This is a genomic window from Rhodohalobacter barkolensis (genome assembly GCF_002834295.1).
Classification (GTDB): domain Bacteria; phylum Bacteroidota; class Rhodothermia; order Balneolales; family Balneolaceae; genus Rhodohalobacter; species Rhodohalobacter barkolensis.
The window spans coordinates 536,222-553,648 of the sequence record NZ_PISP01000001.1; the positions used below are offsets into that span (position 1 = coordinate 536,222).

5 protein-coding genes are annotated in these 17,427 nt (G+C 42.7%); all 5 read left to right on the plus strand.

The window, feature by feature from the left end; genetic code table 11:
- Positions 1 to 16: 16 nt before the first annotated feature.
- Entirely contained in the window at positions 17 to 2,053 is a 2,037-nt protein-coding gene (locus CWD77_RS02125; protein WP_133120154.1) for a fibronectin type III domain-containing protein, read from the plus strand.
- Positions 2,054 to 2,108: 55 nt separating this feature from the next.
- The gene (locus CWD77_RS02130; protein ID WP_101071579.1) at positions 2,109 to 4,118 is read left to right on the plus strand and encodes a tetratricopeptide repeat protein; all 2,010 of its coding nucleotides are present in this window, start codon (positions 2,109 to 2,111) and stop codon (positions 4,116 to 4,118) included.
- Positions 4,119 to 4,215: 97 nt separating this feature from the next.
- Positions 4,216 to 4,788 carry an ECF-type sigma factor gene (locus CWD77_RS02135; RefSeq protein ID WP_101071580.1) on the plus strand — a complete coding sequence of 191 codons (573 nt, stop codon included), beginning with the start codon at positions 4,216 to 4,218 and terminating at the stop codon, positions 4,786 to 4,788.
- A gap of 337 nt (positions 4,789 to 5,125) precedes the next feature.
- On the plus strand, positions 5,126 to 10,876 hold the full coding sequence (locus CWD77_RS02140) for a right-handed parallel beta-helix repeat-containing protein (protein ID WP_133120155.1): 5,751 nt from the start codon (positions 5,126 to 5,128) through the stop codon (positions 10,874 to 10,876).
- Positions 10,877 to 10,903: 27 nt separating this feature from the next.
- A complete protein-coding gene (locus CWD77_RS02145; protein ID WP_165779053.1) occupies positions 10,904 to 17,422 on the plus strand; it encodes an Ig-like domain-containing protein in 6,519 nt (2,172 codons plus the stop codon).
- Positions 17,423 to 17,427: the final 5 nt, after the last annotated feature.

The window sequence follows — 17,427 nt, forward strand, 5'->3', positions numbered from 1 at the left end:
GGAAATTAATTTAAAGATGAGATCGAAATTTCATTCAATTACACTTATGCGCTGTTCATACTTGTACATAATTCAGGCGTTGTTGATCACAGCGTTTCTTTTTCATACTGAAGAACTTGTTGCTCAAAGCGAGGATCCATTTAGAATTGCTGTAAGTGATGGCAATGTATATCTGTACTTGTTGGAATCACCAAGGACAGATTTCGCCTACAACTTTTACAGAAAAGATCCGGGAGATTCTGACTTTAAACAGATCAATGAAGATCCGGTTCGAGGGGTTGCTTATGGAGATCAGTTGAAGGTTGTTTTGGGTAATCAATATGATCAAATCAGAAGATTAGCAGAGGTAACATCTGAAGGGGCTATGTTAAATCTGGCAAGAGGAAACTCCACCGAGGCAATTTGGCTAAGCATGACCTACCCCGAGCTGGCTCAGGCCGTCAATAAATTATATATAGACGAGACGGCTCCTGAAGGCGAACAGGTAGAGTATTTGATCGAATTTTTAAATCAACGGGATGAACCGACCGGTGAATCGTACCAAAAGCAAGTTGTAGTAGAAGATCATGTATTGGGAAATACTGAGATTCTTAATGTAACTAACGAAGGGAAATCGGTAACTGTTGAATGGGATTACACTCCTGTAATGGATGATGATGTCGCATTCAGGTTTAATGTATTTACCAATCAACCTTCAGAAGATAATTATCAACGTGTAAATAGAGGAATTATCCTCAGAAATCTCCAACAGGATACATTCAGTTACACATTTAATACAGAAAGTATTGAATCTGAAATTGAAATTAGAGTGGGTAGTGTGAGCATTACATCTGCACCGGGTCCATTGAGTGAATCGGTTACATATTTAGTTCAAGACAATGTTGCTCCATCTGTGGTTCAGGGCGTGAGAACATCTCTAATGCAGGATTCTGTACAAGTTCAATGGAGAGTTAGCCGAGAGTTGGATGCAGCAGGTTATTACGTTTACAGAGGAACTGAATCGGACGGGGAGTTTGAACGCCTGAATCAAGAACTAATACCAATTAACCAACCGTTCTATTTTGACAGAAATTTAACACAGGGCAGCCTCTATTTATATCGAATTACAGCTGTTGATGAGTCCGGTAATGAAAGTGAATTTAGTACTGCCGTGACAAGAATTGTTCCTGACAACACAGCACCCTCTGCACCTTTAAATTTAACAGCTGATTTGAATAATGATGGAAATCAAATATTACTAAACTGGAGTACATCTGAATTACCTGATGATTTCAGGAATTTCGTTGTGTTCAGAAGAGTAGTGGAAGGTCGATCTCCGTCATCAAATTATAGCCAGATTGCACCACCCAATTTAAGAGAGAACAGTTTTACAGATACCGGAAGTGATTATGAGGAGGGTGCCTTATATCGATTTGGGGTTTTAGCAGCCGACAGTTCCAGAAATTTCAGTGACACAACATTCGTAGATGTTCGAATACCGAATGTAACTCCACCCGACCCGCCAAATGTTGTAAGTGCACAAAATAGAGATGGAGTTAGAGTAAATATAGTTTGGGGAGGAAGCCTGTCTCGTGATGTGGGTTCCTATAATCTCTACAGAAAAATCGACAATCGGGAGTATGAATTAACTGAGGAGCTCGAATCCGACTTAAGATCATTTCGTGATGAGGAGATAGAAATTGGTAAAACGTATACTTATGCGATCTCTGCCGTTGATACCTCTGGAAATGAGAGTGATCTTATAGAGTCAGAATCTGTTTTAGTTAAACGTTCAAATCCACCGCGAAGAGTAAGGAATGTGAGAGCCGTACAAACATCGGATGGTGTTCAAGTTCGTTGGGAACCTGTAGCATCCGAACATTTGGCGGGTTATAAAGTTTATGTTGCCGATAGGTCAACTGGAAACTTTGAACCTATACATGAGAATCTTATTTCAGAGACGAGTCTCACAGCAGACACAGGTACCGAATCGATCTGGTTCAGAGTTACTGCACTGGATATAACCGGAAATGAGAGCCGACCAAGCGAACCTGTCCGATTGATTGTGCCTTAATACCTGTATAAATTCACTAGCATTAATTAAATGATTTAATTGATATAGTCGGCTCATGAAGAAATTTTTGGTAATCATTATTACTGCGCTTTATCCGTGTTTGGGGGTTGCTCAATTCTCAGATTTTGAAAAAGGAATTAACAGCTATAAAGCCGAAAATTTTGATCAGGCAATTACTTTTTTTGAATCAGCCAAAAAGAGTAATCCTTACCATAAAGATTCACATCTTTTTTTAGCGATCTCATATCTTAAAGAGGAATTTCCGATCCTGGCTGAGACAACTTCACTGGATGCATTTGAACAATTTGATGACGAAGGAGGATTCTTATGGATTGCAGGTGAAGCCCTGTTGATGCAAAATCAACCGGAAAAAGCTTCAGAGCACTTCAAAAGACTCTATCGATATTTTGAAGATTTCACATTTTCTCAAGTATTGAGTATTACCGAATCCAGAATTAAAGAAAGGTGGATTGAGACAGAACTTTACAAAAGTTCGTTGGCGTACCAGAATGAAGATTATGATAGTGCAATTGAAGCCTTAGACACCGTTCTTCGTTTGCAGTCTGACCATCCAGATGCTCTTAAAAATCGGATATATATAAACATGGAGATTGAAGAGTGGGAACGGGCTTTAAACTTAGTTCAAGATGCAGAGAAGAAGATTTCTGAAGATCAGGAATTAATCAGATTGAAAGCAAATATCTATTATCAGCTTGAAAATCTGGGTGGTCTTCTCCAGGAGTATCGCGAGTTGTATAACAGAAATCCACAGGATAAACAGACTGCATTTACTTACGCAGATATTTTAATTGCCAATCAAAAAGGAAGTGAAGCAGAGCTTGTAATAGCCGAATTGATAGAGCAGTATCCGGAAGACAAAGATGTTTATTGGAAACTTGTAGATGTACAGGAGCAGAGAATGTACATACAAGAAAAGGCAGCTGCACTTCAGTGGCTTCTTGAAAAATTCCCTGGTGACAATGAGGCTTTGCGGGAACTATCAGCAACTTATAAAACACTTGAAGAATATTCAGATCAACGGGATATATTACGAACTTTATTGAACAACTCTGATGATAAACTTCCCATCTATCTTGATATTGCAGATTCTTTCCTTGCAGAAAACAGATTTGATGATGCTGAGAGAGAGCTTAAAAACATAAAATCAGAATATGATAGTCGTCAAGAAATACTGTTAAAGCTTGGTGATATTCTTCAGATGCAGAATAAATGGGAAGAAAGCATTGAAGTTTATGAGCGGATTAAAAGTGAACAGTTGATCAGAATTGCCGGTACTCAGCTAGGACGAGCATACTTTCAGATTGAAAATCGAGAACGTTCCGGAAAGATATTAGAAGAGGTTATAGAGAGTGGTATTGATGATCCGTTAGCTTGGTTTTTACTGGCAAAGATTACATATGAATCTAATAAAGATCGAGCCTATGAGTTCGCTTTACGTGCTCTTGAAAGTGGAGTTGTTGATTTAGTGAAAATACGTCGCGAAACAATTCAGAAACTTGATGAAGGAGGGATGTTTGCGAATATAGATGGTGAAGAGGAAGAGCATGAATACTTTCAGGATATAGCCGGTGAAAGTATTCAGTTTTTGATAAGTAACTTTGACCGAAAAAAACTGGAGGAGGACCTGATTATTTTAGCGGAGAATTTTGATAACTCTGCTACACTAAACTATTTTCTTGCCGACATTTTTAGTAGTTCAGAAGAGCTGTCTCTGGCTACTGATTATGCTGAAAAAGCAATACAGATTAACCCTTCGTATTATGAGGCTCACATGATGATGGGGCAAATTAATAAAAAGAAAGGCAATATTCGTGCAGCTGCACTTTCTTTTGAGAGGGCGCGAACTATACGGCCTGAATCTAAGGCAGCTTATCGAAATTTAATTGACCTCTATCAGCAGGAAGACAATCTGCCTGATCTTGCAGAGCAGTGGGAGATACAGTTTAGGGGTGAAAGTGGTAATGAAGTGTTTAAAGAGCATTTAATTGAAGCACTTCATAAAGCTGGACGTTATGACGAAGCCAGAGAAATAATAAATCAATAAGAAGACAAACTTATATTAAATTACTTTTGATTTAGTGAGAACAAACCCCGATTATAGGCAACAATTGATATAAAAAGGTGTTTGCAAAATATTTCAGATGGCGAATAAAGAAGATATTACTCAGCTACTTAACAAAGTAAATGAGGATGAAGAGGTACACGACAAAGTTTATCCATTGGTATATCAACAACTGCGGCGGATCGCAAATCAAAGGATAAACCGAGAAGGAGATGGACATACCTATTCAAAGACTGAACTGGTTCATGAAGCCTACCTAAAGATGATCAGTCAGTCTGAGATGAACTACCAAAACAGGAGCCATTTTTTGGCGATCTGTTCCAGTTGTATGAGACAAATTTTGATCGACTATGCCCGGAAAAAGAATGCGGTAAAAAGGGGGAAAGACTACGATAAGTTTACCTATGTAGACGGGTTGGTGGAATCTGAGGGCAAGGATCTTCAGGAGCTGATAGATATTGACGACGCTATGAAAAAGCTGGAAAAGCTAAACCCTCGTCTGACAAAGGTCGTTGAGATGCGATTTTTCGGAGAAATGAAAGTAGAAGAGATTGCCGAAGCGCTGGGTATATCGGAAAGTACAGTTCACCGGGACTGGCTGAAAGCCAGAGGGTGGTTGTATCAGGAGTTGAAGGGACTCGAAGAAGAATAAAATTTTTAAAATCTCATCATCTGTTTAATTCATTTTTAAAGGCTTACCAGAGTATAATTCATTAACACAGCTTCTCCCTTAAAAGAAGGCGGATAAATTACATTTTACCATATCCAATCTGCCTGATTATATAACTGAATTTCTTTGACAGGTTTTCAGGACCGTTTACGCTTATCTACTAAAAGACCATGTAATGCAATCCGGCATATTCTATATCAAACCGTGATGAAGAATTTATAAGGGGAACTCTGAAGTGTTTGTAGAAACTTCATTTGACCATTCTCGGGGTAAAAGAGATCGGATTTTGAATGAACTAAATCGAATAAAACAAGATGGTATGAAAACATCGTTTACTATTTTAGCAATTTTACTGTTTAATATTTATGCACCTCAATCTGTTGCGCAAATAACTGTAAACTCAGATATCGTTGAGAACACAACATGGACAGTGTCAGATTCACCTGTTTCTGTTCAGAATACAATTAAAGTATCAGAGGGTGTGACTCTTACTATAGATCCCGGTGTTACAGTTGAAATGGCTAACGGTGCATCTCTTTATGTGGATGGAGCCCTGTCAGCCGCCGGTCTGGAAGGTAATCTGATTACATTCACGTCTTCAGAAGCAACACCCGCTCCGGGTGACTGGGGATCCATTGAATTTAGAAATAATAGTGATGCTGGTTCACTATTCGACTTTGTGGTTGTAGAATATGGTGCGGGAACCGATCGAACGGGTATGGTTTTTTATACAACCGGTGCGTTCGGGGTCAATATTTCCAATTCTATATTCAGAAATAGTGCAGTACATGGAATAAATCTGCGTGCTTCGTCACCAACCCTGGATAACTCCGAGTTCTACGATAATAATGGATATGGAGTCTACACCGATCTGAGTCTTAACTATACCATCCAAAACAGCACTATTCGAGATAATACAGTGGGAGGTATTCGGGTTCCAATCAATTCAAGCGCCTTGATTACAGATTCTGAAATTGATTCAAACCCGGTCGGAATTTTGATTGATAACGGCGGTGCACCAACCCTTACCAATAACCAGATTGTGAATAATGAGTATGGCATCCGAATTATTGAGGTGGGTGCTACCAAACCGGAAATTACGGATAATACAATTTCCGGTAACACTGAATATGGAGCTGAAAACCTTAGCTCAAATGTATTGGATGCGAAATTTAACTTTTGGGGAAGTTCATTGGGTCCCACAACAGATTCGAACCCTTCAGGAAACGGAGACCGCGTTACGGAGGGAAATGTTGACTATACACCTTGGAGATACGGTGCTACCGATCTTCCTGTAGTAGAAGTAAACTCCAATGTAGTGGAAAATACCGTTTGGGGAACCGGAAATGTATACCATTTAACCAGCGATATAACAGTTGGCAGTGCTGCTACTTTGACTATTGAACCCGGTGCTGTAATCAAGTTTGCACCCGGGAGATCTCTGACGGTTGATGGACAGCTTGTGGCTGATGGAACTACGGAAAGTCTCATCTTTTTTACATCAGACCGCGATGATGCGGCAGGTGGTGATTCAAATGGTGATGGCGATTCAACTGTGCCTTCTCAAAATAACTGGAATCAGATTAACATCAATAATTCGGGTTCCCAAATATCTCATACAATTATACGATATGGCGGTAGCAGCAGTACGTCCAGTTCCGGGGTACTGAATTTAAATGCCCCAATTTCATTGAGCGACGTTATTGTATCAAATAATTATAGAAATGGAATTTATTCTGATGTAGACCAAACCGGCTGGACGAATGTCCGATCCATCGATAATTCTAATCATGGTATCCTATTTTATGAAGCCGGGTTAGCAATGACAGGCGGTGAAGCATCGCTCAGTGGAGGTGTAGGTTTGTATTTACGGTCTTCCGATGTTGAAAAAACAGTTGAACTGGATGGGTTTATTTCGTCAGATAACAACAGTCATGGTATTCATATTGACGGAATTTCGAGCAGGCAAGGAACCAGAATTTCATCTCTTTTAAATTCAGAAATCAGCGGTAATGGCGGAACAGGTTTGCTATTGTATTACTCACAAACCGGTGTGCAGCTGTTTGATGGGAATTTGATTCAAAATAATTCGGGTCACGGTATAAATCTTAGCCACGGAATGACGGCTGAAGAAATTGTATTCCAAAACAATCAGATATTGGATAATGGACAGTCGGGGATACTGAGTACCCAGGCGCGGTTTATCGATAACCATTTTGAGGGGAACCGTTTTGGTATAGGAGCCTGGAAGGAGCTGGGTCATATCTACACCGATGAGAGTGATGTGGACGGTAATACGTTTACCGACAATATCTATCCCGGTGCAATTGCCCTGTATGCGGATAACCTGAACGGAACGCTGAGCTCTACGGTGCCGGTTGCCTTTTCCAATCCAACCTACGTTTTAGCCTCCTCGGGTACGGCAAACAGCAGTTCTGATGTGCTGACCATTGAGCCGGGTGTGACCATCAAGACCTCACCGGAGCTGGTGAATGAATTTACTGAACTTCGATTTGAAGGGCAGTTGATTGCCAATGGGGATGAGGTGAATCCAATTGTCTTTACATCGGTCAATGATCATACATACGGCGGGGATGTAAGCCGTGTGGATGACAGCTCCTCCCCATCCCGCGGAGACTGGGCGGGTGTTCAGCTGCACCGATCAGGTACGGCCGAATCGGTGATGAGCCACGTCTATTTCCGGTATGCCCGAACCGGGATCACCGTTGGGGATGTGTTTAGCAATCCATCGGGGGTAGAGTATCAAAACACATTTGAAGATATCTGGGTGGATCAATCCTCAGAAAATGGATTTGAAGTACGGGAGGGGGCGATTATCCTGGAGAGGTTACGCTCGACAAACAACAGCAGGAGCGGTGTGGAACTTGAAGATGCAAACAGCGGGAATGGATTTGTAGCCCGCGCTATCATACGTAATGCGGAGATTACCGGCAACGGAGGCAGCAATACCAATTATGCAGGACTGTATGCCCGAAGCATAAATGACGGTGCCGCTTTTACGGAGGTTTCCAACAGTATCATTAGCGGGAACTCTATCGGGATTCAGATGGAAAGACCGTCATTGCCGGTCTCCATACTGGGTAATAATATTGAAAACAGTTCCTCCCATGGAATATTGATTAATTCACGACTTACAAGAACGGATCTTGCTTATATAGGAAATCAGATATTGGGCAATGGACAGTCGGGGATACTGAGTACCCAGGCGCGGTTTATCGTTAACCATTTTGAGGGGAACCGGTTTGGAATCGGGGCCTGGAAGGAGCTGGGTCATATCTACACCGATGAGAGTGATGTGGACGGTAATACGTTTACCGACAATATCTATCCCGGTGCAATTGCCCTGTATGCGGATAACCTGAATGGAACGCTGAGCGCTACGGTGCCGGTTGCCTTTTCCAATCCAACCTACGTTTTAGCCTCCTCGGGCACGGCCAACAGCAGTTCTGATGTGCTGACCATTGAACCGGGCGTGACGATCAAAACATCGCCTGAGCTGGTCAACGAATTCAATGAACTTCGTTTTGAAGGGCAGTTGATTGCCAACGGCGATGAGGTGAATCCAATTGTCTTTACATCGGTCAATGATCATACATACGGTGGGGATGTAAGCCGTGTGGATGACAGCTCCTCCCCATCCCGCGGAGACTGGGCGGGTGTTCAGCTGCACCGATCAGGTACGGCCGAATCGGTGATGAGCCACGTCTATTTCCGGTATGCCCGAACCGGGATCACCGTTGGGGATGTGTTTAGCAATCCATCGGGGGTAGTGTATCAAAACACATTTGAAGATATCTGGGTGGATCAATCCTCAGAAAATGGATTTGAAGTGCGGGAGGGTGCAATTACCCTGGAGAGATTGCGATCGACGAACAACAGCAGAAGTGGTGTTGAACTGGAGGATGGTAACAGCGGGAATGGATTTGTAGCCCGCGCTATCGTACGTAATGCGGAGATCACCGGCAACGGAGGCAGCAATACCAATTATGCGGGACTGTTTGCCCGAAGTATAAATGACGGTGCCGCTTTTACGGAGGTATCCAACAGCACCATTAGCGGGAACTCTATCGGGATTCGAATGGAGGCCTCATCACTTCCGTCTACAATTCAGTCTAATACTATTACAGATAATGCGACTGACGGAATTAATACCCGCTTAGTCTCAGTAGAGACAGATACTTCGCTGACCATCTCGGGTAACACGGTATCCGGTCATACTTCCGGTACGGGAGCTTTGGTAACCCGGGCGATAATTTCGGACAACACATTTGAAAACAACGTCTTTCCAATTGGGCTGATGGGAGAACTGTCTAGAGAGGGAAGCGCGAATGAAAATGGGACACTCTTCGAGGGAAATATCATCGGGGAGCATGTTTACCAGGATGCAATTGCACTCTATTCCTCCAACAATTTGAGCTTAAAGGGTAAACTGGGGTATACATGGCCGGAATCTTTTGAAAATGGAGTTTACATCCCAATTGTCGGTACAACCTATATCAATTCATCAAATAGTGTAGAAGTTGCTCCGGGAACTGTTTTTAAAATGGGACACAATTCAACGAATGACTCTTTTCTGATTCAGGGAGAATTTTTGGTTGAAGGTGGTGTAGATGATAAAATCGTATTTACCTCCTTAAAGGATGATTCATTTGCCGGCGATACCAATAAAGATGACAATACCACACTACCGGATAGGAGTGACTGGAATTATATGGAATTTCGAAATTCCGGATCGAGCAGTTCACTGGTGAAGCATGCCATTATTCGGTACGGTCGGTATAATCTTTACATGAGGAATACAGAAGCTGTAGTTGATTCGAGCTTTTCATCAAATGCAGATCGTGGGGTATATACTCTGGATGGTGCAAAACCAACTATCCGTAATTCAGAAATCCACTCAAATGGTTATGGGATTTACGTTAATTCAGACTCTGATGATCCGAATATTCACCTGAATAATATATATGACAATACTGACGCCGGATTATACGTGCGAAGAGATGTTACCGCGATAGATAATTATTGGGGTGATTTAACAGGACCATTTGTAGATCAGGGATCTGATTTAAATCTGGACGGACAAGGTGATCGAATCGAAATTAGCGGATCATATGAAGTTACCTATCGTCCATTTTTGACGGACCGGACCGGAGTTTTGCTTGGGGATGTCAGTGAAGATGGATCCATATCCGCATTTGATGGCTCACTAATACTTCAGTATGTGGTTGAACTAATGACTTTAGAGGCTTCCCAAATTGCTGCTGCTGATGTATCGGGTGATGGTTCTGTCAGTGCCATGGACGCCTCCTATGTTCTTCAATATGTAGTTGGGTTGATAACCGGATTCCCGGGTGCCGGCAAGCTACCTGAGATTGAATCTGAAGAGATATATGAAATTGAGACGATTGTTGCGGATTCATACTTCGACATGATCATTAAAACGAAAGGGAATATGGATGTTTATGCCGGAGAAATTGAGCTGAATTATCCGGAACAAACCGTATCGGATGTGGAAATATTGAAAACCGCGGAGACTGCAAACTGGAATACGATTAACAATTCAGACCGTGGAAATTTGAAAGTGGCTATTGCCGGCCTTGAAGCCATCAAAGAGCAGGGAGATCTGATACATTTAAGGTTTAATCGCTTGGATGAAGAACAGATTCAGTTGAGAGACATTCAGATTTCAAACCTGAAAATAAATGAAGTGGATGTGTCAGAAAGTGCGGGAGAGGACTTATCGGATCAGACAGAAAATTTATTGCCGGAATCGTTTACGCTGCAGCAGAATTACCCCAATCCATTTAATCCTACCACCAATATTCAATATCAAATACCGGCAGAAGGGCAGGTATCCGTTCGGGTATTTAATACGATTGGGCAGGAAGTTGCAGTACTGGTGAATAATCAAGTTCAAACGGCCGGCACCTATCAGCTGGAGTGGAACGCAATTAATGTTTCCAGTGGAATCTACTTCTACAAAATTGAAGTAACAGGAGCCGACGGCAGGCAGTTTACTGACGTGAAAAGAATGACACTCATCAAATAAGAAATGATAGCTGCTAACAGCCGTAACATGAAAAAACTGATTAGAACAAAGTTTTTCGGGGTACTTTTGCTTTTGTGTGGCTTGGGCTATGGGAATGCACTATCCCAAACTATTTCCATTTCTATACCTGATACTACGGTGGATGCCGGAGAAACCATTACCATACCTGTTTCTGTAAGTGAAATTTTAGAATCAGATAATATATTCTCCGGTGAGTGGAAGTTCACATCCTCCTCCAATCTTATAACATTTCAAGATGTTTCCACTTCAGGTACTATTCTCGATGGAATAAACAGCACGTTTAACTCAACATCCGGCAATTTTGCATTTGCAGCTATGCAACCTGTAACGGGAGAGGGGTTATTCTTGAATCTGACTGTGCAGGTTCGTGAAGATGCTGTTAAATTTGAAGATTCGGAAATAGGAATTACTGACGGAAGATTCAATGAGGGAGAGCCACAGCTTGCGTCAGACCCAGGAGTCATTTCTGTTCGTGGAATAGAAGTTACTCCAAAAGAACCATCAGGGGCTTTGATTGAGGGACAAAGCTTTCAGTTTTCAGTCAATGGTAATATAACGGAACCCGTAACATGGACATCTTCGGATACAAATATTGCTACGGTATCTTCAACCGGGCTGGTTGAAGGCATTATTCCTGGTACGGTAAAAATTTATGTTGAAGATGCAGCCGGCTTAACAGATTCAACAGATTTTTTCAGGGTTGAACCTATCTCATTACAGGAACTTACATTAGGTGTTTCAGATCGAAATGTTACTCAAACCCTTGTTGATTCCGTACAGGTTAATGTTTCAGATTTAACCGGTCTGAATATTACCTCCGGACAATTTGATCTGAGCTTTACCTCATCAAAACTTGAAATCCTTTCGATATCGACCGAAGGAACCATTTTAGAAGGAAAACCTGATCCCACTTATTTTCTGGATGGAAATTTAATGAGAATAGCTTTTGCGGATTCTGAACCTTATGAGGGTGAAGGAGCCTTGATGAATATTGTTTTCAGGGTGAATAGAGATGCAACAGGAACAGCCAGTTTTATTCCTCAAAATGTACTGTTTAATGAAGATTTTGAAGCAGATGCCAATGAGGGAACGGTAACGATTGAAAATGCTCCTGAAATTATTGTTAACCAGCCTCAGAACGAACTAACGATTGGTGAAAGTCAAATCTATAGTGTGGAGACCGGCGGAACGGCACCCTACAGATGGAATACTGATGATGAATCAGTGGCAGTTATTGATGAGAATACCGGTGAATTACAGGCCTTATCAAGAGGAACAGTGAACATTACTGCAGTGGATAGTGATAATTTTGAATCTGAACCGGTAGAACTGAGGGTTAATGATGTAACAGTATCTGTTGCTGATACCACCGTTCAGGATTATCAAACATTTACTTTGCCCATTGAAACTTCAGATTTGACAGATTTAGGAATTGTGGCATATGAAATCGATCTCGATTTTGATCCGGCTCTGTTGAACTTTGAGTCCATAGAGTCTGCCGGGACAATTTCTGATGGTTTAAATATTTCCAACTCTGTAGAAGAAGGTGTGGTAAAAGTTGCAGCAGCCGGTACGTCTGTTCTATCCGGAGAAGGGACACTTTTAAACGTTAATTTCAGTATTCAGGATACAGTTTCATTTGGCAGTTCAGGTGTTGTGGATCCGGTAAGAGTACAGTTTAATGAACCCGGACCCAGTACTCCAACCGCCAGTCGCAGGTCTGCAACGATTAGTTTTTCTGACTCGGTACTACCGGATCAGATTACATTGACAGCTCCTGAAAATGGTCAAACCGGTGTTCCCATAAATCCGGAATTTGTGTGGGGAAACTCTGATGGCGCTAATGAATATGAATTGGAAATCTATTCGGACCCCGACTTAACGCAGCTATTTACGAGAGTAACAGGTTTAACAGAATCGTCTCATTTTTTAACGGAAGACCTCAATCAGTTATCGATTTATTACTGGAGAGTAAGAGCCATTGGGACAGAAGGGGCAGGGCCGTGGTCTGAAACGTGGAACTTTGAAACGGTTCCCGGAGTTGCTGCCGCTCCGGTACTGATGGAACCCTCTGACCAGGAAATCGATGTGCCCATAAATCCAACTCTCAGGTGGATGTCATCGACATTTGCAGAGAGTTATGTTGTTGAATTAACCACAGATCCGAATTTTGAAACAATTGATTTAACTGAAAGCGTTACGGATACTTTGTACCAGGTTGATAATTTACAGTTCGAGACTGTTTATTACTGGAGAGTTAAAGGAGTAAATGAGCTAGGTGAAGGAAATGCTTCGGATTCATTTAGTTTTACTACGGAAGTTGATGACACAACCCCGCCAAATTCTGTAGATGCAGAACTTTCTTCTGTAGTTGCTACAACTCCACACCTTGCTGATGGTGAAGATCAATCGTTTGTTACAGTTACACTCATCGATACAGACGGGAATCCGGTTGAAGGAATGGTACCTTCTGACCTGACCATTCAGACGACCGGAAGTGCTGAATTTACATTACCTGATGGTTTGGGAAATCCCGGAGAATTTGGATTCACGGTGACAAATAGTGTTGCGGAAATAGTGACAGTTACCGTTACCGCTGATGGGGTTGAACTGAATGAGAAACCTGAAATTGAGTTTGAAGAACCCCTTAAACTTGTTGACGCTGACTTGTCAACCGTTACGGCAACTACGCCGCATGACGCTGATGGTGAGGATTCATCTATGGTCGTTGTTCAACTCGCTGACTCATTGGGTAACCCTATAGAACGGTTCAGTCCGGCGGATCTGCAAATTGACGTATCGGGCAGCGCAGAATTCACGGGTGCCGATAATACTGGCAACCCCGGAGAGTTTGCGTTTAGCGTAACCAACTCGGTAGCTGAAACCGTTTCGGTATCGATTACCGTGGATGATGTATTGTTAACTGATCAACCTGAAATTCTGTTTGAAGAACCTCTCCAATTGGTGGATGCTGATTTGTCAACCGTTACGGCAACAACTCCACATGATGCCGATGGTGCAGACCCATCAACGGTCGTTGTTCAACTCGCTGACTCCTTGGGTAACCCAATAGAACGATTTAGTCCGGCAGATTTACAAATTGACGTATCAGGAAGCGCAGAATTCACAGGCGCCGATAACACCGGAAATCCGGGAGAGTTTGCATTTACGGTAACCAATACGGTAGCTGAAACCGTTTCGGTATCGATTACCGTGGATGATGTTTTACTGACCGATCAGCCCGAAATTCTGTTTGAAGAGCCGATTCAGTTGGTGGATGCTGACTTGTCAACCGTGACGGCAACCACGCCACACCTTGCCGATGGGGAGGATCAATCATTTGTTCGAATTCAACTATCAGATTCATTAGGGAATCCGATAGATCGATTTCAACCCTCTGATATCATTATAGATGTGAATGGAAGTGCTGAAATTACCAGTCCAGACAATCTTGGGAATCCGGGGGAATTCGGATTTACTGTCCGCAATACTGTGGTGGAAACTGTAACGGTTACAATCACCGTGGATGACGTACAATTAACGGATCAGCCTCAAATTATTTTCCAGGAAGTTGAAACCCCTCTGCCTGTGGTAAATGCTGATTCTTCATCCGTATCAGCTACGTCTCCACATTTTGCAGATGGAGTGGATGCATCAGAGGTTACAATTGTAGTTGCAGATTCCCTTGGTGAAGCCATTGGCCGCTACACATCAGGGGATATTGATATTCAATTGAATGGAGCAGGAGAAATAGGCACGATTGAATCGACAGGAGATGCCGGAATCTTCCGTGCATCAATTACCTCCCTGGAACCAGGTACGGTAAGCCTGAATGTCACAGTTGATGGCGTTGTTTTAACGGACCAGCCCGAAATTCTGTTTGAAGAGCCGATTCAGTTGGTGGATGCAGACTTATCAACCGTCACAGCAACCACTCCACATGATGCCGATGGAGCAGACCCATCAACGGTCGTTGTTCAGTTAGCTGACTCACTGGGGAATCCTATTGAACGATTCAGTCCGGCGGATCTGCAAATTGACGTATCGGGCAGCGCAGAATTCACGGGTGCCGATAATACTGGCAACCCCGGAGAGTTTGCGTTTAGCGTAACCAACTCGGTAGCTGAAACCGTTTCGGTATCCATTACTGTGGATGATGTTCAGTTGACAGACCTACCTGAGATCGTATTTGAAGAGCCTATTCAACTGGTCGATGCAGATTCTTCCACCGTTACAGCAACTTCACCACATCTTGCGGATGGCGAGGACCGATCAACGGTGATTGTGCAGCTGGCTGATTCTCTGGGAGATCCCATTGACCGGTTCAATCCCGAAGACTTGCTGATTAACGTAACCGGAGATGCCCAGTACGCGGCACCGGATGTGACGGGGAATCCGGGAGAGTATGTGTTTAGTGTGTCAAATACAGTAGCTGAAACGGTATCGGTATCCATATCCGTAGATGAAGTTCAGTTGAGTGATCAACCTGAGATCGTATTTGAAGAGCCTATTCAACTGGTCGATGCCGATTCTTCCACCGTTACTGCTACATCACCACACTTGGCTGATGGTAATGATCAATCCACGGTAGTTGTCCAACTCTCGGATTCTCTTGGAAATAGGATTGATCGCTTTACTCCTGAAGATCTTCTAATTGAAGTGAGTGGGAGCGCACAATTTACAAACCCGGATGTAACCGGCAATATCGGGGAGTTTATATTTACGGTAACAAACTCGGTAGCTGAAACGGTTACAGTTTCAATTACCGTGGATGATGTACTGCTGACCGATCAGCCAGAAATTTTGTTTGAAGAGCCGATTCAGTTGGTGGATGCTGACTTGTCAACCGTGACGGCAACAACACCGCATGATGCCGATGGAGCAGACCCATCAACGGTCGTTGTTCAACTCGCTGACTCCCTGGGTAATCCTATTGAACGATTCAGTCCGGCTGATCTGCAAATTGGAGTGACTGGAAGCGCGGAATTCACGGGTGCTGATAACACTGGCAACTCCGGAGAGTTTGCGTTTACAGTAACCAATACGGTAGCTGAAACGGTTTCAGTATCGATCACTGTGGATGATGTTCAACTGGCAGATCAGCCTGAAATTCTCTTTGAAGAGCCGTTCGTTGGCGTTCCATCAGCACCGGAATTGACATCTGTTGAGTCCGTTGAAACCGGAGCAAATCTCAACTGGAGCGTATCAGTGACTGATCATATCGATCACTTCTTAATATACAGGGGAGAGTCGCCTGAGAGCTTAACCGTATTGGAAAGCGTCGGACCGGAGGTAAGAAATTACTTAGATAGCAATCCACTTCAAGGTGCATCGGTTTACGCTTTAACTGCAGTAAACAGAAATGGTGAGGAGAGTGAACTTTCCAATATTATCTATTACATAAACAGTGAAATTGTAGCATCTACTGAATGGCAGCTTTCAAGTACTCCTCTGTCTGTAGAAAGTGATGAAATGGATCTGGCTACTATCTACAGCTACAGTGATCGGTATGATTTGAGCAGTACCTTTATACCCGGCAGGGGATATTGGATCAAAACAAAATCGTTCGACAACGAAACAATACCTGCTGCAGGTCAGGGTTTGGATAGTTTGAGTGTAAGGTTGAATTCAGGCTGGAACCTTATAGGAAGTTTGTCTGAACCGGTTTCAATATTTGCAATATCAGACCCGGAAGAACTTCTTACAGAAACACCGGTTTATCTCTATAAAGATGGCAATTATGCTGCAACAGATGAGTTGATACCCAATTCCGGACACTGGATATATGCGCGTGAAGACGGTAATATCACCATCACAGTACAGAACGATCCACCCACTGCGGGTATGGAATTAGCGGATTCAGAGACTGATTCTGAGTTAAACCAAGAATTAGCAAGGATTCAGTTTATATCTGGATCTTCCAGCTCAGAATTGGTTGCCAGTCAGGTTTACTTGTCTGAGGCAGAACAACAAAGTTATCTGCTACCGCCGGTTGCTCCGGATCCTGTTTTGGATGTTCGGTCAGAGAATCACAGCAAGCTCATCAATAACGAGCCTACAGAAATTCAGATAAATTCGAAGCACTATCCGATTGAAATTAAGATTGAAGGTCTGGAAGAAAATTCACCATACGCATATAGAATCTATGCTGAAAAGGAGGGGGTTAGCAGAACAATTGATCTGACATCGGGTGGCAGTGAAATTCTTGATCAGGAGTACGATCACCTGGAAATTGAAATGATTTATGCCGATGAAGTTGTGACGGAAAATCAACTTTTACCCAACTACCCGAATCCGTTCAACCCCTCAACAACCATTCAATATCAGCTTAGGGAACAAACACACGTGATGATTGAAGTATATGATGTAATTGGACGGAGGATTCAGCTTCTTGCTAATGAAACACAGCTTTCCGGTGAACACAGAGTAAACTTCGACGGTACAAACCTATCCTCCGGTTTATATTTTATTCGCTTCCAGGCCGGAAATGTAGTTGATATTCGGAAAATGACCCTCATTAAGTAGAATCA

What these genes read in the sequence shown, in the direction of transcription:
- CWD77_RS02125 (WP_133120154.1), top strand. Translation starts at nt 17, where the DNA reads ATGAGATCGAAATTTCATTCAATTACACTTATGCGCTGTTCATACTTG.
- CWD77_RS02130 (WP_101071579.1), top strand. Translation starts at nt 2,109, where the DNA reads ATGAAGAAATTTTTGGTAATCATTATTACTGCGCTTTATCCGTGTTTG.
- CWD77_RS02135 (WP_101071580.1), top strand. Translation starts at nt 4,216, where the DNA reads ATGGCGAATAAAGAAGATATTACTCAGCTACTTAACAAAGTAAATGAG.
- CWD77_RS02140 (WP_133120155.1), top strand. Translation starts at nt 5,126, where the DNA reads ATGAAAACATCGTTTACTATTTTAGCAATTTTACTGTTTAATATTTAT.
- CWD77_RS02145 (WP_165779053.1), top strand. Translation starts at nt 10,904, where the DNA reads ATGAAAAAACTGATTAGAACAAAGTTTTTCGGGGTACTTTTGCTTTTG.